Source organism: Actinoplanes sp. G11-F43, assembly GCF_050589265.1.
In the GTDB taxonomy this organism is placed as follows: domain Bacteria; phylum Actinomycetota; class Actinomycetes; order Mycobacteriales; family Micromonosporaceae; genus Actinoplanes.
Window position 1 is genome coordinate 118,358 of the sequence record NZ_JBNZCE010000006.1, and the last position, 24,031, is coordinate 142,388.

General features: G+C 70.0%; 23 protein-coding genes. 10 read left to right on the forward strand and 13 right to left on the reverse strand.

The features are described 5' to 3' along the window. The first annotated feature begins 139 nt into the window (after nucleotides 1–139). Genes ACQ0O7_RS07895 through ACQ0O7_RS07905 form a run of 3 tightly spaced genes read left to right on the forward strand, consistent with a single transcriptional unit; the run spans nucleotide 140 to nucleotide 4,700 of the window. Nucleotides 140–2,167, forward strand: coding sequence for a hypothetical protein (locus ACQ0O7_RS07895; RefSeq protein WP_430781113.1), 2,028 nt, complete (start codon nucleotides 140–142; stop codon nucleotides 2,165–2,167). Then, nucleotides 2,164–3,339, forward strand: coding sequence for an MFS transporter (locus ACQ0O7_RS07900; protein ID WP_430781114.1), 1,176 nt, complete (start codon nucleotides 2,164–2,166; stop codon nucleotides 3,337–3,339). Before ACQ0O7_RS07895 ends, ACQ0O7_RS07900 begins: the two co-directional genes overlap by 4 nt. Nucleotides 3,340–3,350: 11 nt before the next feature. Then, nucleotides 3,351–4,700 carry a GH1 family beta-glucosidase gene (locus ACQ0O7_RS07905; protein ID WP_430781115.1) on the forward strand — a complete coding sequence of 450 codons (1,350 nt, stop codon included), beginning with the start codon at nucleotides 3,351–3,353 and terminating at the stop codon, nucleotides 4,698–4,700. Between the two features lie 96 nt (nucleotides 4,701–4,796). Here the strand turns inward: ACQ0O7_RS07905 and ACQ0O7_RS07910 are convergent, their stop codons facing one another. From ACQ0O7_RS07910 to ACQ0O7_RS07940, 7 genes are all read right to left on the reverse strand, one after another. Continuing rightward, on the reverse strand, nucleotides 4,797–5,228 hold the full coding sequence (locus ACQ0O7_RS07910; RefSeq protein ID WP_430781117.1) for a hypothetical protein: 432 nt from the start codon (nucleotides 5,226–5,228) through the stop codon (nucleotides 4,797–4,799). Then, on the reverse strand, nucleotides 5,225–5,938 hold the full coding sequence (locus ACQ0O7_RS07915; protein WP_430781119.1) for a WXG100 family type VII secretion target: 714 nt from the start codon (nucleotides 5,936–5,938) through the stop codon (nucleotides 5,225–5,227). Before ACQ0O7_RS07915 ends, ACQ0O7_RS07910 begins: the two co-directional genes overlap by 4 nt. Further along, nucleotides 5,931–6,248: a hypothetical protein gene (locus ACQ0O7_RS07920; RefSeq protein ID WP_430781120.1), complete on the reverse strand. Its 318-nt coding sequence runs from the start codon at nucleotides 6,246–6,248 to the stop codon at nucleotides 5,931–5,933. Before ACQ0O7_RS07920 ends, ACQ0O7_RS07915 begins: the two co-directional genes overlap by 8 nt. Beyond that, nucleotides 6,248–6,922, reverse strand: a complete 675-nt coding sequence (locus ACQ0O7_RS07925) for a hypothetical protein (RefSeq protein WP_430781122.1) — start codon at nucleotides 6,920–6,922, stop codon at nucleotides 6,248–6,250. Before ACQ0O7_RS07925 ends, ACQ0O7_RS07920 begins: the two co-directional genes overlap by 1 nt. A 292-nt stretch (nucleotides 6,923–7,214) precedes the next feature. After that, nucleotides 7,215–7,787, reverse strand: a complete 573-nt coding sequence (locus ACQ0O7_RS07930; RefSeq protein ID WP_430781123.1) for a hypothetical protein — start codon at nucleotides 7,785–7,787, stop codon at nucleotides 7,215–7,217. Next, a complete protein-coding gene (locus ACQ0O7_RS07935) occupies nucleotides 7,784–9,100 on the reverse strand; it encodes a hypothetical protein (protein WP_430781124.1) in 1,317 nt (438 codons plus the stop codon). Before ACQ0O7_RS07935 ends, ACQ0O7_RS07930 begins: the two co-directional genes overlap by 4 nt. Then, entirely contained in the window at nucleotides 9,097–9,846 is a 750-nt protein-coding gene (locus ACQ0O7_RS07940; protein WP_430781125.1) for an ATP-binding cassette domain-containing protein, read from the reverse strand. Before ACQ0O7_RS07940 ends, ACQ0O7_RS07935 begins: the two co-directional genes overlap by 4 nt. Before the next feature lie 139 nt (nucleotides 9,847–9,985). Here ACQ0O7_RS07940 and ACQ0O7_RS07945 point away from each other — a divergent pair, with 139 nt between their 5' ends. Together ACQ0O7_RS07945 and ACQ0O7_RS07950 are read left to right on the forward strand one after the other, a co-directional pair. Beyond that, nucleotides 9,986–11,158 (forward strand): sensor histidine kinase, encoded by a 1,173-nt coding sequence (locus ACQ0O7_RS07945; RefSeq protein WP_430781126.1) that lies wholly within the window; start codon nucleotides 9,986–9,988, stop codon nucleotides 11,156–11,158. 10 nt (nucleotides 11,159–11,168) lie between these two features. Next, entirely contained in the window at nucleotides 11,169–11,834 is a 666-nt protein-coding gene (locus ACQ0O7_RS07950) for a response regulator (RefSeq protein ID WP_430781127.1), read from the forward strand. Here ACQ0O7_RS07950 and ACQ0O7_RS07955 read toward each other — a convergent pair. From ACQ0O7_RS07955 to ACQ0O7_RS07970, 4 genes are all read right to left on the reverse strand, one after another. Continuing rightward, entirely contained in the window at nucleotides 11,826–12,428 is a 603-nt protein-coding gene (locus ACQ0O7_RS07955) for a TetR family transcriptional regulator C-terminal domain-containing protein (RefSeq protein ID WP_430781128.1), read from the reverse strand. The genes ACQ0O7_RS07950 and ACQ0O7_RS07955 overlap by 9 nt on opposite strands. A gap of 28 nt (nucleotides 12,429–12,456) precedes the next feature. Continuing rightward, nucleotides 12,457–13,629, reverse strand: coding sequence for an MFS transporter (locus ACQ0O7_RS07960; RefSeq protein ID WP_430781129.1), 1,173 nt, complete (start codon nucleotides 13,627–13,629; stop codon nucleotides 12,457–12,459). Nucleotides 13,630–13,910: 281 nt separating this feature from the next. Next, nucleotides 13,911–14,552, reverse strand: a complete 642-nt coding sequence (locus ACQ0O7_RS07965) for a futalosine hydrolase (RefSeq protein ID WP_430781130.1) — start codon at nucleotides 14,550–14,552, stop codon at nucleotides 13,911–13,913. Then, entirely contained in the window at nucleotides 14,549–16,390 is a 1,842-nt protein-coding gene (locus tag ACQ0O7_RS07970; protein WP_430781132.1) for an MFS transporter, read from the reverse strand. The genes ACQ0O7_RS07965 and ACQ0O7_RS07970 overlap by 4 nt, the downstream gene beginning before the upstream one ends. Nucleotides 16,391–16,458: 68 nt before the next feature. On the opposite strand from ACQ0O7_RS07970, the gene ACQ0O7_RS07975 reads away from it, so the two are divergent. After that, on the forward strand, nucleotides 16,459–17,340 hold the full coding sequence (locus ACQ0O7_RS07975; protein WP_430781221.1) for a DUF3027 domain-containing protein: 882 nt from the start codon (nucleotides 16,459–16,461) through the stop codon (nucleotides 17,338–17,340). Between the two features lie 3 nt (nucleotides 17,341–17,343). Here ACQ0O7_RS07975 and ACQ0O7_RS07980 read toward each other — a convergent pair whose 3' ends face one another. Then, nucleotides 17,344–17,664, reverse strand: a complete 321-nt coding sequence (locus ACQ0O7_RS07980) for a DUF2530 domain-containing protein (RefSeq protein WP_430781133.1) — start codon at nucleotides 17,662–17,664, stop codon at nucleotides 17,344–17,346. A 130-nt stretch (nucleotides 17,665–17,794) separates the two neighbouring features. Here ACQ0O7_RS07980 and ACQ0O7_RS07985 point away from each other — a divergent pair, with 130 nt between their 5' ends. From ACQ0O7_RS07985 to ACQ0O7_RS08000, 4 genes are all read left to right on the forward strand, one after another. After that, complete coding sequence (locus ACQ0O7_RS07985; RefSeq protein WP_430781134.1) at nucleotides 17,795–19,189, forward strand: NCS2 family permease; 1,395 nt, start codon at nucleotides 17,795–17,797, stop codon at nucleotides 19,187–19,189. Between the two features lie 97 nt (nucleotides 19,190–19,286). After that, the gene (locus ACQ0O7_RS07990) at nucleotides 19,287–19,736 is read left to right on the forward strand and encodes a MarR family winged helix-turn-helix transcriptional regulator (RefSeq protein ID WP_430781135.1); all 450 of its coding nucleotides are present in this window, start codon (nucleotides 19,287–19,289) and stop codon (nucleotides 19,734–19,736) included. 65 nt (nucleotides 19,737–19,801) lie between these two features. Next, complete coding sequence (locus tag ACQ0O7_RS07995) at nucleotides 19,802–21,157, forward strand: MFS transporter (RefSeq protein ID WP_430781136.1); 1,356 nt, start codon at nucleotides 19,802–19,804, stop codon at nucleotides 21,155–21,157. 609 nt (nucleotides 21,158–21,766) lie between these two features. Further along, complete coding sequence (locus tag ACQ0O7_RS08000) at nucleotides 21,767–22,327, forward strand: hypothetical protein (RefSeq protein WP_430781137.1); 561 nt, start codon at nucleotides 21,767–21,769, stop codon at nucleotides 22,325–22,327. Nucleotides 22,328–22,567: 240 nt separating this feature from the next. Here the strand turns inward: ACQ0O7_RS08000 and ACQ0O7_RS08005 are convergent, their stop codons facing one another. Further along, nucleotides 22,568–23,995 carry an alpha/beta hydrolase gene (locus ACQ0O7_RS08005; RefSeq protein WP_430781138.1) on the reverse strand — a complete coding sequence of 476 codons (1,428 nt, stop codon included), beginning with the start codon at nucleotides 23,993–23,995 and terminating at the stop codon, nucleotides 22,568–22,570. Nucleotides 23,996–24,031: the final 36 nt, after the last annotated feature.

Genomic DNA, 24,031 nt, shown 5'->3' on the forward strand with positions numbered 1-24,031 from the left:
TAACAAGTGCCCGGACACGCGGACCAGATCACAGGTTGACTCAGGGAAAAAATATTCATGTCCACCTCTGGTCTCCGAGGTGTGGTCTTTCTTACACTCCGCTTTGTTGGATCAAGTGATCGACCAAAGGGGGTGCCGCGTGACACGTTCGCTGGTCGCGGGCGTCCTGGTGATCGGCCTCGTCGGTGGGCTTCCCTCGCCCGTCAACGCCGCCGCTAACTGGACGCCGGCCCACAATCTGGAGGGCGCGTGCGTCACCCTCCAGGCCTTCAACGGTTCGACCTCGCTCGGCTATGTCTGGAAGGACTCGGTCGGATACGGCTTCAAGAGCGCTGTGGCCGGCGCCGAGCCATTCCGGCTGGAGGCCACCCAGCTCGGGCGATACCTGCTCCGCGACGGTGACGGAGCACCCCCGTACCAGAGCGTGGTCAACTGGGTGTGGGCCGGCGCCGAATACGGCGGCCGGGCCGACTGGACGATCACCACCGACGGCACCAGCCACAAGTTCGTGAACACCGAGACCGGCCAGCAGATGGGCTCCTACCTGGGTGGGCTCGGCACCGGCGGGGCCACCTTCAAGCTCGCGCCGACCACCGGATGCGCCGCCGTCCCGGACATCGCCACCGGTGTCAGCGGCACCCCCGCCCCCGGCGTCGACGCCAACGGCAAGCTGGCCGGCTGGATCGACGCGCACGCGCACATCACCGCGGGCGAGGCGTTCGGCGGTGCGCTGCACTGCGGTGACGCGTACGCCCCCGGCGGTGTCGCGGTCGCGCTCAAGGGCTGTGCCTCGCACGGCACCCTCGGCTGGGGCGCCCTGCTCGAAGCCATCATCTCCGGCACCGACCCGATCGACTCGGCCGAGGACGGCTGGCCCACCTTCAACGACTGGCCGCAGTACGACACCCTGCTGCACCAGGCGTCGTACTTCCGCAGCCTGGAGCGGGCCTGGAAATCCGGCCAGCGGGTGCTCAACGTGCTGCTGGTGGCCAACCGGGTGATCTGCGAGCTGACCCCCGAGCACACCTCCTGCGACGAGATGGACCAGATCCGCGCGCAGGCCGTCTACCTGCAGAAGATGCAGGACTACATCGACGCCCGCAGTGGCGGCCCGGGTAAGGGCTTCTTCCGGCTGGCCAAGACCCCGGCCGAGGTACGGGCCATCGCCGCCCAGGGCAAACTGGCCGTCACCATCGGTGTGGAGAACAGCGAGCTGTTCGGCTGCCGGGAGATCAAGGGCGTCGCCCAGTGCACCACCGCCGACATCGACGCCGGGCTCGACGAGCTGCAGGCGCTCGGGGTCAGCGGAATGTACCCGGTGCACAAGTTCGACAACGCGTTCGGCGGCACCCGCTTCGACGAGGGCGTCACCGGCGCCGCGATCAACGTCGGCAACCTGATCTCCACCGGCCACTGGTGGCAGGCGACCAGCTGCACCGGGCCGTCCGACAACGAGCAGCCGCTGGTCAACGACGACATCGCTCGTCTGCTCCAGCTCGGCGTCAACCTGCCGGCCGGCACGATCCTTCCGGTCTACCCGAGCGGGCCCATCTGCAACACCCGGGGATTGACCTCGCTGGGCACGTACCTCATCAATCAGATGATCGACCGCGGGATGATCATCCACCTGGACCACATGGGGGTGAAGACCGCGTCGGCGGTCCTCGACATCGCCGCGCAGCAGAACTACCCGGGTGTCGCCTCGGTGCACACCTGGTCCGACCCCGCCCTGATCAACCGGATGCTCGGCCTCGGCGGCTTCGTCGCCAGCTACGCGTTCTCCGCCCACGACGACGGCCAGGGCACCCCGACGTTCCTGGACGAGTGGCGGACCCATCGCGGTCTGGCCAACGGTTCCAAGATCACCGGGTACGGGGTCGGCACCGACGTGAACGGGCTGGGCCCGCAGGCCGCCCCCCGCCTCAACGCCGGGTCCAGCCCGCTCACCTACCCGTTCACCGCCACCAACGGCACCACCGTGAACAAGCAGGTGATGGGGACACGCACGTTCAACCTCAACACCGACGGCGTCGCACAGTACGGGCTCTACGCCGACTGGATCACCGACCTGATCAACCAAGCCGGCACCGACGGCCCGGCTCTGAAGAAGCAGCTGCTCAGTGGTGCTGAGGCGTACACCGTGATGTGGGAAAGGGCGCGTGGGTGACAACCGTCTCCCTGACGCCGGTCCGCCGGAAGTGGATGACCGCTTACGCGCTGGCCATGATCGGCGTCGCCGCCGGCTGGTTCGGGCCGATTCAGATCCTGCTCCCCGAGCAGGCGGCCCGGCTGGCCGGCGACGGCGGTAAAGAAGCGCTGCTCGCCCTGGTCACCGCCTGGGGCGCGGCAGCGTCCATGGTGGCCAATCCGCTGTGGGGAGCCCTGTCCGACCGGCTGGGCTCCCGCCGCCCGATCTTCGTGGCCGGCACCGTGGTCGGTGTGGCCGGCCTGCTCACCCTGTCCGCCGCGGACACCACACCGATCATGGTGACCGGCTGGATCCTGGTGCAGGCCGGGCTCAACGGGCCGCTCGCCGCGCTGGCCGCGATGATCGGCGACCGGGTGCCGGAACAGCAGCGGGGTACGGTCGGGGCGCTCTTCGGCGTCGCCCAGATCGTCGGTGTCATCCTCGGCACCGCGGTGGCGGTCGCCGCCGGTGACGAGACCATCGGATATATCGCGGTGGCCGTGGCGGTGCCCGCCCTCGGCGCCACCATCCTGATCATCAACCGGGAGAGCGCGATCGTCAGATCGCCCTCATCAAGGCTGCGCTGGCCGGGTGGGCAGTTCGCCTGGGCCTGGGTGATCCGGTTCCTGCTCAACCTGGTCAACGCCCTGGTCCTGGTCTATCTCCTCTACTACCTGTCGGATCGGGTGGGCGTCGACGACGCGGCGACCTGGGTGCTGGTGCTGACCGTGGTGAACGTGCTGTTCGCCGGCATCTGCGGCTTCGCCGGCGGCATGCTGTCCGACCGCTGGGAACGGCGGAAGGTCTTCGTGGCCGCCGGGGCGATCATCCTGGCCGCCGGCACCACCCTGATGGCGCTGGTCCCGACCGTACCGGTGGCGCTGATGGCCTCGATGTTGATCGGTATCGGCTGGGGCGCCTACATCGCCGTCGACATGGCCGTCATCACCCAGGTCCTGCCCGATCCGGAAACCCGGGCCACCATGCTCGGCGTCGCCAACATCGCCGGAACACTGCCCCAGCTGCTCGCCCCGGTACTCGCCGCGCCGATCGTCACCATGCTCGGCGGCTACCGGACGCTCTACCTGGTCACGGCGGGTTTTGCGCTTGTCGCGCTGGCTCTCCTGCCGCGCCTACGCTCGCTCCACTGAAAGGATCCACTGTGCACCCCCAGTTCCCACCCGGCTTCCGCTTCGGCATGTCGACCTCGGCCTACCAGATCGAAGGCGCCGCGGATTCCAAAGGACCGAGCATCTGGGACACCTTCACCGCGGCCGGCGGCACGGTCCGGCACGGGCAGGACGGCCGGGTGGCGATCGACCACTACCACCGGTACGCCGAAGACATCCAGCTCATCGCCGACGCCGGGGTGCAGGACTACCGGTTCTCGTTCTCCTGGCCCCGGGTGCTCGCCGGAGATGTCGGGTTCTACGACCGGCTCGTCGACACGATCATCGGGGCCGGGCTGCGGCCGGTGCCCACCCTCTACCACTGGGACCTGCCGCAAGAGCTGGAGGACGCCGGCGGCTGGATGAACCGGGACACCGCACACCGGCTCGCCGACTACACCGGCACCCTGGTGTCCCGCCTCGGTGACCGGGTCCGGGACTGGATCACCATGAACGAGATGAACGTGCACACCCTGTACGGGTATGCGCTCGCCGATCACGCGCCGGCTCGTGGTCTCGGACTCGGGGCGCTTCCGGCCGGACATCACCAGCTGCTCGCCCACGGGCTGGCGGTGCAGGTGTTGCGTACCCACGGCGCTCGCAGCGTGGGAGTCGCCAGCCAGCACTTCCCGGTGACGCCGGCCACCGAAACGCCTGAGGACGTCGCCGCGGCGACCCTGTTCTCCGACCTGACCAACTGGACCTTCTCCGACCCGATCCTGCTCGGCGACTATCCCAGCGAGATGATCCGGGCCGGCGCCGGCACCCCGGACGCCCAGCTGGACCGCGACCTGGAACTGATCAAGGCCCCGCTCGACTTCTACGGGGTCAACTACTACGAGCCGACGATGATCGAGGCGCCGCGGGCCGGGAAGGACTACAGCGGAGTGCTCGAAGTGGACATTCCGGACGGCATGCCGTTCTCGCCGGTGCCGGTGAAGAGCGATGAGCGCACCGACTTCGGATGGGCGATCGTGCCGTCCGGGCTCACCGAGATCCTGGTCACCTTGCGGGACCGCTACCCCACGCTACCGCCGGTGATCATCACGGAGAACGGGGCGTCGTTCCACGACGCCGACCCCGGCCCCGACGGGCGGGTCCACGACGAGCGGCGCATCGCCTACCTGGACGCTCACCTGCGGGCGGTGGCCGACGCCATTACCGCGGGTGTACGGGTGGACGGCTACTACGTATGGTCAGCCCTGGACAACTTCGAGTGGGCGGCCGGCTTCGACGAGCGTTTCGGCCTCATCCACGTCGACTTCGACACCCTTCAGCGGACGCCGAAGGACTCGTACTACTGGTACCGGGACCTGATCGCCGCCCAGCCACCCCAAAACTGACATTGCCGAGGGTGCGGCCGGTCGCGGTCGCACCCTCAAAGAAGCTGCACCAGCGTCCTCACCAGGTAGAACAGGCCGCCGGCAACGATTGCTGGTTCATCCATCGCCAGTCCGGCGGGCCGCCGCACTGGCGACGATCAGCCCACCGGCGGTGTCACCCACGGCGAACAGGACTCCGGCGAGGGGGAACACCGAGGTGACACCGACGGTCAGCGCGACGGCCGCCACGGCGATGATCACCGCGCCCAGCCGTAACCAGGAAAGATTGACCACGGCCCGGGCGAGACCATGGCCTGCCCGGCCACGCAACAGAGCGGCCATCGCCAGCAGCGCCAGGACGACACCGACGGCACCGGACATCCCCGCCACAGTGAACGGTAGAGCCTCCTCCACGGTGAAACCACCTCTCCGATGGTCGGACCATGCCACCACGCCCAGTGCGGCGACCAATCCGTCAGCCGATGCCGCGACACCGATCAGCATGGCGAGCAGCGTGTTGCCGCCGTGTTCGGTGCGGGAGGCGGTCATGCCGTGCCCGCCGGTGGCCAGTGACCCCGGAAGAATCCGCTCCTGTCGAACTTCTGTCGCAGGGCGTTGTTCGCCGTCGTACAGGCGTGTTCGAGGGTTTCGCATCCGACGATCAACGACATCGAGGCGGTCAGCGCGGCGCCGGCCGCGATGACCGGTGCCGCCGGCAGACCGAGGATCGTGGCGCTGGAGGCGACCGCGCTGACGAGGCCCACGGCCAGCGATACCAACGCCCCGATCAGGCCAGCCCAGAACAGGAAGATCCCGTTGCGAGCCTGGTCCAAGGCAGTCGCCATGCCGTCCGTGATCGTCGTTTTGATCTTCTCCAGTGCTGACTTCTGCAACGGCAACATCTGCCGGTACGCGTCCGCCGCGTCACCGTCCCAGTTGTCGTCGACGGTCAGCAGCCCGGCATCGGCAGCCTGTACCTGGCCACTGACCGGCACGCCAACCCGGTCACTCCATGCTTGAGCCGCATCCGACAGAGCTGAGGGTGAGCCCATGTTGGACAGGATTATCTGAAGGTTCTCCCAGATCCGGCCCATGAAAGCGCAGAAGTCGTCCCAGCTCTGCCGGATCGACGACTGTACCGGCTCGGGGATGAAACCCAGCTTGCTGCTGATCGAATTCTGTAGTTCGACGGTCTTGCCGTCGATGCGGTTGATGGTCGAGTTGATGCGTGCCAGCAGGACGGCCTCGGTGTCACTCACGAGGTTCCCACACTCCCTCGAGTTCTCGGGCGGCCAGATCATCATTGGTCTCGTACCGATAGGCGACCTGGTCCAGCTTCAGGCTCAGCCCGCCGTAGACCTCACTCGCCTCCTCCAGCAGAGTCACGGCCGTATGTTGCAGTTCGGCGTACGTATCCAACAGTCCGCTCGGCAGGGCCGCCCACGAAAGCTCGTTCGCTCCCAGAGACAACCGGTTCGCCTCCATCGCGGCCCGCCGGGTCACCGCAGCCACCTGCTCCCACGAGGCGGCATCGCTACGAAGTGCCTCCAACGCGGCTTGCAGAGTCATCAGACCACCAACCCGGCACGCCGCACGATCCCGAGCGGACTGTCCGCGATCAACTTCTCCACACCATGCAGAGCGACTTTCTCGTACGCCGCCCGAAAAGCGGCCGCGAGCTGCCGGTTCAGATTGGCGTCGTGCGCGTCCCGCAGCCACCGCCGGTCGAACCGTACGGCCACGACCTCACCACCGCCGGTCACCTCCACGATCACCTCGTGACGGCGACTACGCCCGGTGTGTATAGCCTCCACGGTCTGTCGCAGTTTGCCGGACACCTCATCAAGACCCCGCTCGATCGACTCGACCATTTCGAGTAGCGTCACCAGCGCTGCCTCACAGTCTCTGCCGGACATCGTTGCCGAGGTGATCGCCTCGATCTGCTGATGTGCGGCGTGGGCAGTCGGAGCCGGCTGAACGGAGCGTTCGGAGTAAGCCTCTCCCCACGCGGCCAGGCGACGAACCGCAGCTTCCCGAATCGCGTCGACCACGGCAGAGCCCAAGCGTTCCGCCGAAAGTCGTGAGCGCCAGTCGCCCGCCACGGTCACTGCGGCGACACGGCCGTTCTCGTCCAACGCTGCCGACACCGAACCAGTCGAATCCGACCCGGATTCCCCGGTCACGCCGGCCGCGACCCGCGCCCGTTGAAGCAGCGCCGCACCGTCATCTCGTAACTCGGCCAAAGCCGCTAGTCGATCATCGAACACCGGTCAGCAGCCCCCTTCGGCTATCCACGTCTTTCGAACTGTCGCAATCCTGGATACCCCGCTCAGCACCAGCGGGTTCAATCCATGAGGCTGAACAGCTCGCGGCGCTCGTTCGTAGTCGAACCGACCCAGGCAGAGCCTGAGGCTGCGGCATGGTTGCGGGCGCCGACGGCGAACATGATCGGGATAGATGACTCGACGAGACGCTGCCGACAGTTACGTTCCCGGGTGGGTTCAACGGACTCGGGAACCGTGGTCGGGAGTTTGGTCAGCTCACATCGCCGCTCCGGCTGGGGCCGTGTGTCACATAACCGGTGACACCGGCGAGCGTGAGGACCGCGGCGGCGGCGAACGCTGTGCGGCTGTCGGCCTGCTGGCCCGCCCAGGTGAGCAGGTGCAGCGCGAACGGCTCCGGGACGGCCGGGATGCCGGCGGACACGCAGCCGGTCACCACCGGCAGGGTCCAGGCCAGCCGGCGGCCGAGCAATGTCGCTGCCAGGGCGGCGAGCCCGGTGAAACCGGCCGCGTCCCGGAGGATGACGCCGGCTGGGGCGGGGCTCACGGCTGTCACCACCGAGGCCGCGACCACGAAGATCGTGGCCAGGTGCAGTGCGCGGCGGGGCACCCAGCGGATCGCCGCTGTCCGGTCCAGGGTGCTGTCCGGGCCGCCCAGACTGTGGCCGACGACGGCGACGCCCAACGCCAGGGCCAGTGCGGCAGTGGTGACGGCGTGTGGGGAATCGCCGGTGCCGAACCAGGCGACGGCCGTCATGGCCGCTACCGCCCACAGGACGCCGGCCGGTATCTCCCGGGAGCGCACGAACAACACGACAGCGGTCACCGGCCGGCTCCGATGCCCAGGGCGGCGGCCTGGTCGCCGCAGTCCAGCCCGGCGGCACGTACCGCGGTGATCCGGCGTTCCTGCTCGGCGGTGGGCAGGGCGACGAGTGCCGTCCACATCGTGTCGCGGTGGGTCTGTTCCTCGGTGGTGAGGACGGTGCCGGGCGCCGGATGGCTGCCGTGGAGCCAGGCCGCGGTGATGGCCCGGGCCCGCAGCACCTCCAGGTAGTCGTCGTCCTCGTTGGAGACGCAGATCGGGGTGCCGGCGCCGGCCAGGATCCGGGCGGTCAGTTCGGTGGAGCCGAGATTGTCGGGGTCCAGCCACGCCTCGGTGGCCGGCTGCGGGCGGCCGGCGCCGGGTGCCGCCTCGTGGACCGATACCGGCGCGTTCGGCAGTTTGGCGAGCAGGAGCAGCGCCTCGCGGGCCGGGCCCACGAGGGTGGGGAGCCGCCGGCTGTGGGCGGCGGTGACGCAGACCTTCGGCCCGCTGTCGGTGGTGCAGACTTCGGCGACCGCGGCCGGATCGATCGGGAACGCGGGCACGGTCAGCATCGGGGTGGCCAGTGCGAGCCCGAGCGCCGGCGGGACGACGGCGAGCAGCCGGACGAGGCGGTTCGATGCGAGGAACAGCACCAGCCCGCCGGCGGCCAGTCCACCGAACCACCAGGCCTGACCGGCGCTGACCGCCCCGTCGACGGTCTGGAAGTCGGAGATCGTGCTGGTGAAGTAGGGAAGCAGCAGGGCCGCTCCGGGCTTGCCGGGATCACCGAATCTGGTCAGCTCGATCGCGGCGAGCAGCCCGGCGAGGCTGCCCACCCCGAGCACGGCTGGGGTGTACGCGTACGGCAGCAGCCGACCCACCCCGAGTCCCAACAGCCCGGCCGCGGCCAGGGCCAGCGCGCCGACGGCGGTCACCGCCCACCAGCCGGTCCCGGGATGGCCGGCGGCGGTCGCGACCTTCGCCGACCCGGCGGCCAGCACCAGCAGATAGCCGGCGGCCAGGCTGAGGGCGGCGGCCAGGGCTCCCGGCCACAGCCGCCGCCGATCCGGGGCGGGTGTGGTGCCGAGCAACTCCTCGATCCGGTCGCGCCGGTCCCGGCCGGCCTGCCAGGCGCCGGCGGCCAGGGCCAGCGGCCAGAGGAGGACCAGCATGATGCGCTGGAAGACGGCGAGCAGACTCCACTGCTGATCCCACAGGGCGGTCTGCCCGGTGAACCCGAGCACGTAGAGGCCGGCGACACCGAGCACCGCGGTCACCGCCCCGGCGAGCAGTGCGCTGGAACGGCGCAGTTCGATCCCGAGGATGCCGGTCATCGCGCCACCGCCCGGTGCCGTTCGATCAGGGCGGAGTAGCCGCGTTCGATCGGGCTGTCCCCGGCGTCGGTGGAGCTGCCGGCCGCGGCGATGTCGTTCGGCGTGCCGTGGAACACGATCCGGCCGGCGTCGGCCAGCACCACGCTGGTGCAGGCGGCCGCCACGTCCTCGACCAGGTGGGTGGAGACGATGACGCAGGAGCGGGTGCCGAGGTCGCGCAGCAGTGCCCGGAAGTCGAGTCGCTGCTGCGGGTCGAGGCCCACCGTCGGCTCGTCGAGCAGCAGCAGTTCCGGCTCGTTCACGATGGCCTGGGCGATGCCGGCCCGGCGCAGCATGCCCCCGGAGAGAGCCTTCATCCGGGAGCCGGCCCGGTCGGCCAGGCCCACCCGGTCGATCGCGTTCCGGACCGCCCGGCGGCGTCCGGTGGCGGGCACCTCTTTGAGCCAGGCCATGTACTCGACGAATTCGGCAACGGTGAACCGCGGGTGGTAGCCGAACTCCTGCGGCAGGTAGCCGAGCGCCCGCCGTACCGCCCGCAGATCGCGGCCGTCCAGCAGCCGAAGCTCGCCCTGGTACGGCTTCAGCACGGTGGCCAGCGCCCGGATCAGGGTGGTCTTGCCGGCGCCGTTCGGGCCGAGCAGGCCGTGCACCCCACTGCCCAGGCTCAGGTCGACGCCGTCGACGGCCAGGTGCCGTCCCGTTCTCACCCGCAGGCCCACGGCCCGCACTGTCGTACCCACGATCATCTCCGCTCGTCGTCCGGTGCGGCTTCGATCCTGTGGCGATCCGGCCGGGGCCGCCTCAGCCGTGTTACCGAGCGGTCGCGTGATCGGTCGGCCGAAAGAACCAGGCCGCCCGGGTACGGGTGTCGTAGCGTGGCCTCCTGTGTTGATCAGGGGACTGCGGCGGGTGACGGCCGGTCTGTTCGCCGTCGTCGTCGCGGCACTTGTCGTCGTCGAAGGGCTGGACGGCCCCACGCTGCCGGCCCGGGTCGGCCTCGTCGTCAGCGGACTGTGCGCGGTGGCCGTGGTGCTGCTGGCCGAGGCCCGCCCGTCCGCTGTCGCCGGAGCCGCGGCGACCTCGGTCACGGTCACGCTGCTCTGTGGGCTGGTGCCGTCGCTGCGCCCGGAGCACACGTTCGGCATCGTGGAGTTCGGCGCGCTGTCGGTGGCGGTGATCCGGGTGTTCATGCAGCATCCGGTGACCAGGGCGGTGGGGCCGGCCGTACTGGCGATCCTGGCGATCGGGCTGCTGCCGACCAGGGTTCTTCTGCATCCGGTCAACGCACCGGTCCTGTCCCGGGACGGTGGCATGGCCGGTGTCGTACTCACCGGGTGGGTTCTGTTTCTCGCCATGCTCGGCCTGTACCTGCGCCTGCTGGAGCGCCGCCGGGCCGACGCCGACCGGCTGGCCCGGCAGGCCGAACGGCTGGATCATGCCCGGGACCTGCACGACCACGTGGCCCATCACATGACCGCGATCGTCGCCCAGGTGCAGGCCATCAGGTTCGTCACGGGCTCCGGGGCCGCGCCCTCGCCGGCGGAGCTGGACACCCTGCTGGCCGGTATCGAGAAGGTCGGTGGCCAGGCGCTGACCTCGATGCGTACGCTCGTCGGCATCCTGCGTGACGGGACGCCCGCCCCCGGCGCCCACCGCACACTGGACGAGATGCTGGCCGCTGTCACCGCAACCCTGCCGCCCGGCTATCCCGCACCGGAGGTCGCCGTCGACGAGTCGCTGGCCCACCGGCCGCTGCCCGCCGCCACCCTGGACGCGGCACATCACACCGTTCTGGAGGCGCTGACCAACGTGCTGCGGCACACCACCGGGACGACCCGGATCGACATCCGGATCCGGGCCCACCCGGAGCGGACGGGGCTGGCCGAGGTCTCGGTCCGCAACGACGGCGGTGCCGTACGGTCGTCGCTGCCCGCCGGCGGTTTCGGCCTGACCGGTCTCAGCGAGCGGGTGCGTGCCGCGGGCGGCGAGTTCTCGGCCGGCCCGGCCGGATCAGGCTGGCAGGTCACCGCGATCCTGCCGGTCTCGGAACGGGTGTGAGGGGACAGCGATGACGATTCGGCTTCTGCTCGCCGACGACCAGGACATGATCCGGACAGCGTTCCGGATGATCCTCGGCACCCAGCCGGACATCGAGGTGGTGGCCGAGGCGGCCGACGGCGAGGCCGCTGTGGAGCAGGCCCGCCGGCTCCGCCCCGACGTCTGCCTGCTCGACATCCGGATGCCGAGACTCGACGGTCTGGAAGCCACCCGGCTGCTGGCCGGACCGGCCGTTCGAGATCCGCTCAACGTTCTCATCGTCACGACCTTCGACCTTGACGAGTACGTCTACCGGGCGCTGCGCAACGGCGCCTGCGGCTTCCTGCTCAAGGACACGTCACCGAACCTGCTGGTGGAGGCGGTGCGTGCGGCTGCCGCCGGGAACACGCTGATCTCTCCGGCGGTGACCGTTCGCCTGCTGGCGCACCTGGCGCCCCGCCGCGGCGAACCCGGGCCGCCGGAGCCCCCGCCGACCGAGCCGCTCACCGACCGGGAACTCGCGGTGGTCCGGCTGGTGGCGCATGGTCACACCAACGACGAGATCGCCGGGCGGCTGTACGTGACACTGTCGACGGTCAAGACCCATCTGGCGAACGTGCAGCGTAAACTCGCCGCCCGGAACCGGGTCGAGATCGCCGCCTGGGCGTGGCGCAACGACGTCTGCTCGTCACCCTGAGACGCGCAGCTGGTCGGTGAACTGGTCGGCCAGCCGGGACAGCCGCTCCGCCCGGCCTTCGAGGGCCCATCCGTCCACCAGGCTCAGCAGGGTGCTGCCCTCGACCAGGATGATGAAGTCGTCGATCACGATGTCGTCGTCCACACCCGGCCGGAGTTCGCCCAGTTCCCGGGCCTCGCGCAGACAGTTCAGCAGGTGATCCCTTATCGACCGGTGCGAGTCCCGGCGGGACTCGGCCAGCCGGGGGTGGGACAGGGCGGCACCGGCGAACGCCACGTTCACGTGCGCGTCGGCGGCCCGTTCCTCGTCCAGCGGCAGCACCGCCTCCAGGGCGGCCCGCAGGCCGTCCAGGCCGAACAGGTCGCCGCCGATCTCGAACGCCCGCTCGACGATCCGGTCGTAGACCGCCTTCTGCGCGGCCACCAGGATGTCGTCCTTGCCGCCCAGAAAATGCGCCAGCACGCTCAGCGAACAGCCCGCCTCGTCGGCGATCGCCCTGGTGGTGGTGCCTTCGACACCTCGGGTCCGGACCACCCGCCAGGCGGCTGACAGCAGCTCCGCCCGTCTTTCGTCGTGGTCCACCAGCCTCGGCACGGCCACAGCTTAGCCACCGTCAGCCAGCTCAACCGGCGGCCGGCTGTGGATGGAACCGGAGATCACGCAGGCGGCGGGCCAGCGGCAGCGTCACGATCACCGCCACCACCGGGATCAGGAACGCCCACCGCAGCCCGACCGGCTCGGACAGCGCGCCGAGCAGCACCGCGCCGAGCAGCGCCCCACCGTAGTTGAACAGGTTCACCTTGGCGATCACCTCGTCGCTGCTGTCCAGGGCCGCCTCGCCGGCCGCGCTGAACGCCAGCGGGACCAGCACGCCGACCCCGATCCCGGCGATGGTGAATCCGGCCATCGCGGCCCAGATCGCCGGCAGTGTCACCACCAGGGCGCAGCCCACACCGCACACGATCAGCGAGGCGATGGCGACCGGCAGCCGTCCGGCCCGCGGCACCACATGGTCGGCGACGAGACGGCTGACCAGCACGGCGCCCTGGTACGCGGCGTAGCCGAGCGGCGCCACCGAGGCCGCCGCGGACAGCGAGTCGTGCAGGTAGACCGAACTCCACGTGCTGATCGCCGAGTCCACCAGGAACGCCGTGAAGATCAACATCCCGCAGACCAGGACGATCGGTCGTACGGAACGGTTACCGCCGGCATGTGCCACATTCGATCTTTCGGTACGTTCTGGCACGAACATCCGCCAGCCCACCACTCCGACCAGCACCGCGTAAACAGCCGCCACCCCCACCGCCACCGCGGCGCCCGCCCCCGTCTCCAGCGCCCCCGACATCAGCAGCGCGGCGGCGATCGCGGCGGCCGTGTACGCGGCGAACAGCCGGCTCATCACACTGCGCCCCAGCCGGGACTGCACCAGCACACCCTGCATGCTGAGCGAGGCGTCGACCGCGCCCAGCCCGATCCCGTACGCCAGAAAGATCGCCGCGAAGACCGCGTTCGGTGTCCAGAAAGTGGTGCCGGCCAGCCCCGCACCCACCAGGAACAGGCCGGAGGAGAGGGCGTACCGGCTGCCCCAGCGGGCGGCCACCTGATCGGCCAGCACCGAACCGCCGGCCGCCGCCACGACCACCAGCAGCAGGATCACCGAGACGAACGTGTCGTCGATGCCCTGCCGCTCCTTGAACGCCGGCAGCGCGGTGACCACCGCCGCATAGCCGAGGCCCTGAGCCGCATAACCCGCGCCGATCAGCCGTGCACGGGTGCCGGTGCTCACGTCCGCCATCGATGCCTCGCTCCGGAGTAGGCGGTGAAAGGTGGCGCCGATCACACGCGTTCAGCGCAGCATGACGCCCTGGATCCCCAACAGCAACAGCTTCGGTGTAAACATCTCCACGCAGCGGTCAGCCGCGATTCCCGTGCCGCGTTGCGGTGCGTTCCGGACCGCAGCGCGGCACGCAGCGCGCGGGCCCGGTCCCGTGTGCCGTGTGCCGTGTGGTGGTGCGTTTCGGGCCGAAATGCGGCACGTGGCGGGTGGGCCTGGTTCGTGTGCCGCGTTGCGGTGGGTTACCAGGTGGTGGGGAGGGCGTTCAGGGCGGGGGCCGCGGCCCGGAGCGCGGCGAACGCGTCGGCCATGCGCCAGGCGGCCCGGTCGCGGGGGCCTACCGGGTTGGAGATCGCGCGGAGTTCGGCGAACGGGACGGCGGCGCCCTCGGCGGCCACCGCCACGCCGTACCCCTCCATCGCCTCGGCGGCCGCCTGCGGGAAGCGTGCCGCCAGCCGGTCCGCGGTCGGGGCCGTGCCGGTGACCGTGGCCAGGGTCAGGACGTCGCCGGGCACCGCGTGGGGCAGTGCCTCCCGCAGGGCTTTGACCAGCACCGGGTCGGCGGAAAGGACACTGCTGCCGAAGCCGAGTTCCTCGATCGGCAGGAAACCGCCGGGAGATTCCGCACCCAGGTCGGCGGCGATGCTGCGGGTGGCGATCACCAGGCCGCCGATCTCGGTGCGTCCGGGGAAACCGCCGGCGATCCCGGCGCTGATCACCGCGCGGTAGGGGCGGGAGGCGAGCAGCCGCGCGGTTCCGGCGGCGGCCGCGGCGGGCCCGACGCCGACGGCCTCGACCACGATTCGCTCCGGGTCCAGGTGGTCCCGGAAGGATTCGGCTTCCGCGCTCACCGCGGTCACCACCAGAATCGGGTACGCGTTCACGAGTCCTCACCGTTCGCGGAGTCACTGTCGGCGGAGGACGGCCGGTACACGTGATATCCGGGTGGTGCCGCCGGATGCGCGGTCCCGCCGTCCGCATCGGAGCCCCGGCCGGAGTGTCGTCGAGTGGTCGGCTCGGTGGGATCCAGCCGGGTGGTCGCCTCGTCGCCGGGTTCGCGTTTCTGCTGCGGTGCCGGATCGGTGGTGGCTTTCCGCCTGCCCTGCCACCAGCGTCTTCCAGCGGGCGCGGGATCGAGGTCCAACTGCCGGGTACGGCCGTCCCGGGAGGTGTCCCGGCTCGTGGGGGCGCGCTCGGGCCCGGTGGCGCTGTCGGTTCGGAAGTCGTCCTCGAACTCGTCGAAGGGGTCACGGGCCTCGGATGGGGACGGGTGGGCCTCACCCGTACCGGCGCGAGGGTTTGATCTTGATGGGTCGTCCAGCTCGTCGGAGAACAACGCGTCGGTGTCGTCGCTGACCGGCACGCCCGGCCGGCCGGCCAGGCGCTCGTTGCGCAGGCGGGTGGCGGACCAGACCGCCCGCGCCGCAGCCAGCACCGCCAGCAGGGCCGCGAACCCGATGCCGAGCCGCCCGGCCACCGGGATCAGGCCCAGACCGCCGCCGGCCACCCAGGCCAGCATCAGAGCCGTCTCCGAGTGGGCGAACGCGGTGGCCCGCTGCCGTTCGACGACACGCTCCTGGATGCTGGCGTCGACGGCCAGCTTGGCGATGCCGCTGAAGATCGCGGTCAGCAGGGCCAGCAGGGTCACTATGGCCAGGTTGAAGAAGATCGTGGTGAGGACCGCCATCGTCGCGGTGATCACCAGGCCGCTGGACTGCAGGGCGAGCGGGCGCCGGATGCGCAGTCCGGTGCCGGCCGCGGTGGACAGGAAGGTGCCGAGAGCGAGCGCGCCGCCGACCAGGCCGACCGCGGTGCCCCGGCCCAGCTCCCAGCCGGCCAGCGAGGTGTCCACCTGGCCGCCCATGATCGCGAAGGTGAGGAAGAGCAGCAGGAAGCCGTAGAGCAGCCGCAGGCTGGTGCTGCCGATCAGGGTGGCGACGACCAGCTTGCCGGAGAGCGGGCGCTCGGTCCCGCGGCCGATGCCGAGCACGGCACGCCAGGCCCGGGGGAGCGCCTCGGGTGGGTCGGAGTCGGCGCGGGGTGGCAGGCGGAGCGCGACGACCATGCCGGCGATGAAGATCAGGGCGGCCACCCGCAGTGGCCACTGTGGGCCGAACGTGAAGGCGAGCAGGCCGATCGGGGCGACCAGGATGCCGGCGAACGTCCCGTACACACTGGCGCGTGCGCCCACCTGGGACAGCCCGACACCCTCCGGGAGCAGCCGGGGGACGGCGGCGGAGCGGGCCACCCCGTACGCCCGGGAGAGCGCCAGCACCCCGAACGCCGCCGGATAGAGCCCCCAGCCGAGCAGGTTGTCGGACATCACGTAGGCCAGGAAGGCCCGGCCCAGGAAGGTGGTGGCCAGGGCGTACCGCCGGCCGTGCCGGAAATGGTCGAGCAGCGGGCCGACCACCGGCGCCAGCAGCGCGAACGGCACCATCGTGATGAGCAGGTAGAGGGCGACCTTGCTGCGGGCCTCGCCGAGCGGGACGCTGAAGATCGTCCCGGCCAGACCGATCGCGATCAGGGCGTCACCGGCGCAGGAGACCGCGTGCAGATCGAAGAGCCGGATCATGCCGGTCTCGCCGGCGGCGCCGCGGGCGCGTGCCGATCCGACCCGGCGGGTGGCCCAGGCGCCGCCGCGCACCGATCCACGCACCAGCAGCCGGGCGGCTTTGACGCCGGTGCCGACGGTGCGTCCGAGCGTGGGAAGCAGCGGCATGGAACCATCCTGACTGATGTGGGCGACCCGCGTCCCGTTCCGGTGCCCGGCGATCCGCAAGGCCCTCGCTGTCCGGGTATCTGGGGAGTCGTTGCGGGCTCCGGGGTTCGGTAGGCAACAATGGGCGGGTGACCTCCAGGACCACCTCCCGCGCCGCCCGACTCGACCAGGTCTGTGCCGATGCCGTCGGGGTGGCACGTGGTGCCATCACCGAAGTGGACCCGGCCGACATCGGCGATCATCTCGACGCTGTCGCCGAGGGCGACCGTGTTGTAACTCACTTCTTCGAGAGTCATCTCGACGGATACAAGGGCTGGCGGTGGGCGGTCACGGTGACCCGTGTGCCGCGGAGCCGGCACGTCACGGTCTGCGAGACGGTTCTGCTGCCCGGCCCGGACGCGCTGCTCGCCCCCGGCTGGGTGCCGTGGAACGAGCGGGTCCAGCCCGGCGACCTCGGTGTCGGCGACCTGATGCCGACCGCCCCCGACGACGACCGGCTGTCCCCGGGCTACGTGCTCAGCGACGACGCCGCGGTCGAGCAGGTCTCCTGGGAGCTGGGCCTGGGCCGGTCCCGGGTGATGTCCCAGGAGGGCCGGATGGAGACGGCCCAGCGGTGGTATGACGGTGACGCCGGCCCGGAGGCCCCGATCTCGTCCGCCGCCCCGCGGAACGCGCGCTGCGGCACCTGCGGTTTCTACCTGCCGCTGGCCGGTTCGATGCGGATGATGTTCGGCGTCTGCGGCAACCTGTACGCGCCTGACGACGGCCGCGCGGTCGCCGCCGACCACGGTTGTGGCGCCCACTCCGAGGCCCTGCTCAGCGCGTCCGAGCAGCCGGTCGACGAGCTGCCCACGGTCTACGACGACAGTGAGGTCGAGGCGGTGGCGGTGAGCCGCGGCCACGGTTCGGTCGAGGCGGGCGAGCCGGCCGAGGATTACGGCCACAGCTAGGCCTCAGGCCGTCCGCTGCTCCTCCACCACCCGGACCTCCGGGTGGGTCAGCGCCCTGCGCCGCTTGCGGCCCCGGTCGTGCACCACCATGGTCAGCGTGCCCGGGATGCCCCACAGCAGCCCGGCCAGGCACACCTGGACCACGTGCGCGGGCGCGCCGGCCAGCCAGGTGCCCAGCAGGGCGATCGCGAAAGCGGCCACACCGGCCAGCGCGAACGGGACCATCGGTGGGTCCAGCGGTGCGGGCCGAGGTTTCGTCCCGGTCACCACGGAGAGAGCCGACAGCGGGCCGTCGGTGCGCGTGGCGGGAGACAGATCACTCACTCTGTCAGGGTACGGCCACTACGCATCGCATCCGCGCAGCACGTGAGAGTTGTAACATCGCTCGGTTTTTGTCGCCGAAACGCAGGTCTGACAACATGCGCGCGTCCCTCGCGCATACCGAAAGAGTCTCATGAATGCCTTCGACAGGTTTTTCGAGATAACCCAGCGCGGCTCGACGTTGAGCCGCGAGATCCGTGGCGGTGTCGTCACCTTCTTCACGATGGCCTACATCGTCGTCCTCAACCCGCTGATCCTGGCCGGCGGTGTGGACAAGGACGGCGCCCAGCTGCCGATCACCGCCCTGGCCGCCGGGACCGCGCTGGTCGCCGGCCTGATGACGATCCTGATGGGGGTGGTGGGCCGGTTCCCGCTGGCCCTGGCCGCCGGCCTCGGGGTCAACGCGCTCGTCGCGTACGAGATCGCGCCCGAGATGACCTGGGCGGACGCGATGGGCCTGGTCGTCATCGAGGGTGTGCTGATCGCCATCCTGGTGCTGACCGGGTTGCGTACGGCCGTCTTCAAGGCGGTGCCGACCCAGCTGAAGACCGCGATCGGCGTCGGCATCGGCCTCTTCCTGATGATCATCGGGCTGGTCGACGCGGGCTTCGTGCACCGCGTGCCGGACGCCGCCAACACCACCGTCCCGGTCGAGCTGGGCACCGGCGGCAAGCTGATGACCTGGCCGATCGTGGTGTTCGTGATCGGTCTGCTGATCACGCTGGTGCTCTTCGTCCGCAAGGTCAAGGGCGCCATCCTGATCGGCATCCTCGGCACCACCGCGATCGCGATCGTGGTCGAGGCGATCGCGAAGCCGGGCGGCTGGTCGCTGAACACGCCGGCGCTGCCCGAGCAGATCATCGACACCCCCGACCTGTCGCTGCTCGGCCAGTTCAACGTGCTCGACTCGTGGACCACGGCCGGCCCGCTGGTCGTGCTGATGTTCATCTTCACGCTGCTGGTGACCGACTTCTTCGACACCATGGGCACGATGGTCGCGGTCGGGCAGGAGGGTGAGCTGCTCGACGCCGAGGGCATGCCGCCGCGTACCAAGGAGATCCTGCTCGTCGACTCGGTCGCCGCGGCGGCCGGCGGTGTGGCCAGTGTGTCGAGCAACACGTCGTACGTGGAGAGCGCCTCCGGTGTCGGCGAGGGTGCCCGGACCGGTGTCGCCAGCCTGGTGACCGGCGCGCTGTTCCTGGTGGCGATGTTCTTCGCGCCGCTGGTGAAGGTGGTGCCGTTCGAGGCGGCGTCGACCGCCCTGGTGGTGGTCGGCTTCCTGATGATCACCACGGTGCGGCAGATCGACTGGTCGGACTACACGATCGCGGTGCCGGCGTTCCTGACCGTCACGCTGATGCCGTTCACGTACTCGATCTCCAACGGCATCGGCGCCGGGATCATCACGTACGTCCTGCTGAAGGCCGCGACAGGCCGCATCAAGGAGATCCACCCCCTGATGTACGGCATCGCCGCCCTGTTCGTCCTGTACTTCGCCCGGGGTCCCCTGGAATCCTGGATCCTCTGAGTTTCTTCCAGCCGTCACCGGGCGCTCCTGCCCGGTGACGGCTGTCATACGGGTTAACGGATGTCGTTAGCAATGCTCATTAGCTAAGCTAAAGACCGTGACGGAGCGGGTGATGACTACGGAGCGCACCACGGCCGAGATACTGGCCAAGACGCTGCGGGATGCGATCATCCGGTTCAGCCGGCGAGTCCGGCAAGCCCGCCCGGTGGGCGATCTGACGTTCAGTCAGCTCTCCGCGCTGACCAGCCTCCAACTGGCCGGTGCGCTGACTCCTCGTGAGCTCGCCGACATGGAGCGGGTCCAGCCCCCGACGATGACGAAGATCGTCGGCAAGCTGGAGGAGCGTGGGCTCGTCGCGCGGACACCCCACCCCACCGATGGCCGCCAGGTGATCCTGGCCCCCACCGACGAGGGCCGGGCGGTCTACGCGTTCCACGAGCGAGCCCGCAACGAGTGGCTGGCGGTCCAGTTGGACCAGCTCACTCCGGAGGAACGGGAAACCCTCGCGGCTGCTGCGGAGATCCTGCAGCGGGTCGCCCGCGGCTGACAGCAGGCCCCAGGTCGTTCCGCTTCGTCACCTGACGATGACGCGTACGACGAACAGGGGCTGTCTTGGGCACCACCTTCCGATCCCTAGGGGTTCCGAACTACCGGCTCTTCACGATCGGGCAGCTGGTGAAGCTGGTCGGCGTGTGGATGATGTTCACCGCCCAGGACTGGCTGGTCCTCGAACTCTCCGACAACTCCCCGGGCGCGCTGGGCATCGTCACCGCACTGCAGTTCGTCCCGGTGATGCTGCTGACCCTCTGGTCCGGCCGGCTCGCCGACCGCTACGACAAACGCAAGATCCTGATCGTGGCCAACGCCGCGTTCGCGTTCTTCGCCGTGGTCTTCGCGATCCTGGTCGCCTCCGGGGTGGTCGAACTGTGGCACGTGTTCGTGTCCGCGCTGTTCCTCGGCATCGCCAACGCGGTGGAGACCCCGGTCCGGCAGTCCTTCGTCTCCGAACTGGTCGAATTGCACCTGCTGCCCAACGCCCTGGCCCTGTCCGCGGCCACCTTCAACGTCGCCCGGATCAGCGGCCCGGCCCTGGCCGGTGTGCTGCTCGCACTGCTCAACACGCCGGCGGTGTTCCTGATCTCGACCGCGCTGGCGATCGCCCCGGTCTTCACCTACCTGCGGATGCGCCCCGCCGACCTGTACCGCACCGAACGCAAGGACCGCGGCAACGCCCGGGTCAGCGACGGCCTGCGGTATGTCGGCAAGCGCCATGACCTACTGCTGCCGATCTTCATGATGTTCGTCATCGGCATGATCGGCTTCAACTTCCCGGTCACCCTGGCCGCCCTCGCGAAGATCGAATACGACGCCGGCCCGTCCACGTTCGGCCTGCTCACCACCTGCCTGGCCATCGGATCGCTGGGCGGCGCACTGGCCGGCAGCCGGCGAACCGCCCGCCCCAGCGCCTACCTGATCATCGCGGCCGGCCTGCTCTTCGGGATCTTCGAGATCGCCGTCGGCTTCGCTCCCAACTTCGTGACCGCGGCCCTGCTGCTCGTCCCCACCGGCTTCTTCTCGATCTACCTGGCCCAAGGCTGCAACCACCGCGTCCAGATGGGCGTCGACCCGGAATTCCGCGGCCGGGTGATGGCCCTCTACGTGCTGGTCTTCCTCGGCACCACACCGATCGGGGCGTCGCTGTCCGGCTGGTGGGGCGAACACTTCGGGGTACCGTCCAGCATCTGGGCGGCCGGCGTGGTCAGCTTCCTGGCCGCGGCCGCCGCGCTGGTCTGGGAGCTGAAGACGAGCGGAGACCGGATTTCGGTACGCCTACGCCCTCGACCCCGTCTCCACCTGATCAGCCCGCCCGCCCCGGTCGTCACCACCGAGGTGGACGTGCCGGTCGAGTCCGCGACGATTCCGGTGGACGTCCCACGCGCCCGAACCGGCTCCGGGGTAAAGGTCTAGAGGGTCACCAGGCCCGTTTCGGCCCGCCCGGGTCTGGCCCGGTTTCGCTTTGCGGTACCGAACGTTCTTGCTGCCTGGGGTACGCCGGGTCCGGCCCGGTTTCGCTTCGCGGTACCGAACGTTCTTGCTACTTGCGGCCCGCCCGGCCCGTCCTGCCTCCGTCTGGCCCGGGTCTGGTTCGGTTCCGCTTTCCGGTACCGAACGTTCTTGCTACCGGCTGCCGCCCGCCGGGTCCGGCCCAGATCTGCTCTGCGATACCGAACGTTCTTTCTTGCGTTCGGCGTCCCCGGTTCGGCGCCGGTCCGGGATTCCGTCCAGCGGATGCGTTTCGGCCCGGCCCGTCGTCGCGCCTTGCGTGCCCGCTCGCCCAAGCGCCTTGCGTGCCCGCTCGCCCAAGCGCCTTGTGCGCCCGGCCGCCTGCTCGGCTTGTGCGCCCGACCGCCCGCTCGCCTTGCGCGCCGGAATCCGGGGAAAGGCGGGAAGATCCGTCCATCGCTCAAGATCACTTTTTGAGATGCCGTATTCCGAGGTCAACGCGGGTGAGGTTGGCACGATCGACTCCTCCGAACGGGTATTCCGGACTGGCCGGTCAGGGCCTAGCGTCGAACCGTGGCGATCGCGCACATTGCTGTGCTCTCGGCGGCGCTCTCAGCGCTGCTGATATTTCCGTGTGCCGCAACGATCCTTCTCAGCGGCAAACCGTCCGACCTCCGCCGCATCCTCACCCGGGACGGCCGGAAGGAGTTGAGGGCCCGCGACCTCCGTGAGCGGTCCGGTTCCCGGCACCTGGCCCGCCGCCGCCGGCGCATCGACCGGGGGCCACGCAGTCGTGGCGACCGGACCACCATTCGACGGCTGGACCGTGGCCTGCGTTCCTGGGATCAGGCCCGCCTGGCCGCGCTCAGGCCGCCGGCCATCGAGCAGATCGCGTTCGACCTGCGCCGTCTGGACCATCAGCGCCGCAATCCGCCGTTCCACTCCGAGGTGCTGCTGGTCGCGACGATGCGCAGCTATGACGCCCGCTTGCGGCTGGCCTGCGGCTGCCTCGGCATCGAGGAGTTCCTGGAACCGCTGGACGGCATCGAGCGGGACATCGAGCGGGCCCGGATCGAGCTCGAACTGGCCGCGGCCGGCCTGGTGTTCCGGCACGACCCGGGCCCGCCCACCTGACCTCGGTCCAAGCCGATCCAGCGCCGTCCCGCCTGACCTGGCCAGGACGGTCCGATCCAGCCTGACCAGGCAAGACCCATCCAGTCCAGCATGATCCAGTCAGGCAAGATCCGGCCTGACCTGGTCTGGGGTGGCCTGGTTGCCACAGCGCCTACGGCGGCTCGGCTCGCGTCGGGTCGCTGGCCAGTAAGAACCACCAGACTCCGGCAACACCCCGAGGAACGACGGCTGCTTGCGACCTCAGATCGCTGGGCAGCTGGTACCTGGGCGTGGGGTGCGCACGTTGATCAGGTACCGCTCGGTCGCCTTGCGGATGCAGGCGCTGTCGAATGAGTTGACCGCGTGGCCGGTGCCCTCATAGGTGAGCAGGGTCGCGCCGGTCTGGCGGGCCACGTTGCGCGCCCACTCGTGCGGGGTCGCGGCGTCGAAACGGCTGTTCAGCAGGAGAACCGGCGGCACGCCCTTCCACACCAGCGGGCCCTGCGGGTTGCGGACCTCGGCGGTGTGGCCGACACAGCTGAGGACCGCGGCCCACGCCTGCGTGTTGAGTTTCATGTCGGGCGCCACGCGCGCCAGCTTCTTGCGGTACGCCCGCACTTCGGCCACATCGCGAACCGGAAGCCGCCAGTCGGAGCAGAAGATGCCGTTGATGTCCTCGATCGGCTCCACGGTCGCGGCCGCTTCTGCTGTCGGGTCCGGGGACGGCTCCGCGGCGGACAAGTCGGTGAGCCGGTCGGCCAGCTCCGGCCAGTACGGTCCGCCGAACATGCTCTGGATGTCGTCGAGCAGGGTGAGCGGGTCGGTCTCGCCCAGCTCGCCCGCCTCAGCGCGTGCGTGCAGGTCGGCGACGACCTTGCGGACGTCCTTGCCGTGCAATGCGCACTCGTCGGTCCCGGCACACCACTCGACGAAGCGGTCGAACACCTGCTGTGCGGCGACTGTCTCGCTGCGCAGGAAGTCCCAGGTCGTGGCGCGGCTGTGGTCCATGTTGCTGTCGAGCACCAACGCCCGCACCCGGTCGGGGAACACCTGGGCGTACTGCTGGCCCATCATGCTGCCGTACGAGATGCCGTAGAACGTCAGTTTCTTGTCGCCGACCGCCGCGCGCACCGCGTCGATGTCTCGCACGACGCTCAGGTTGTCGAGGAACCCGGCCAGCGGCCCGCTGATCTCATGGCAGCTCTCGGCCGCGGCCCGGTTGCCGGCTCGCAGCTCGTCGAACTGTGCGGCGGTGGTGGGCAGGTAGTGCGCCGCGGTGAGATCGCTGGGCAGGCATCGCATCTGCCCACTGCCGGCGACGCCGCGAGGATCGAAACCCACCAGGTCGAACCGGCGGAGCACCTCGGCCGGCAGGTGGTCGGCGAACCCGCCCTTCACCGAGGCGACACCGGAGCCGCCGGGCCCGCCGGGATTGATCACCAGAGTGCCGATGCGGGCCCGGGGATCGCCGGCCGGCCGTCGGGCCAGCGCGATGTCGAGCGTCGCACCACCGGGCTTGGACCAGTCGATCGGGACGGTCACACTGCCGCATTGGACCTCGGCCCGGTCGTCGCAGGTCGCCCATGTGATCGCCGGGGTTGCGGCCTGAGCGGCGGTCGGAGCCGCGCCCAGTGTGATGACGGTGGCCAGCGCGGTGATGGCGGCGCTGGCGAGGCTGGGTTGTCTCATCTGTGTCCTCGCTCTCGTCTCGAACTCGTTATGCGC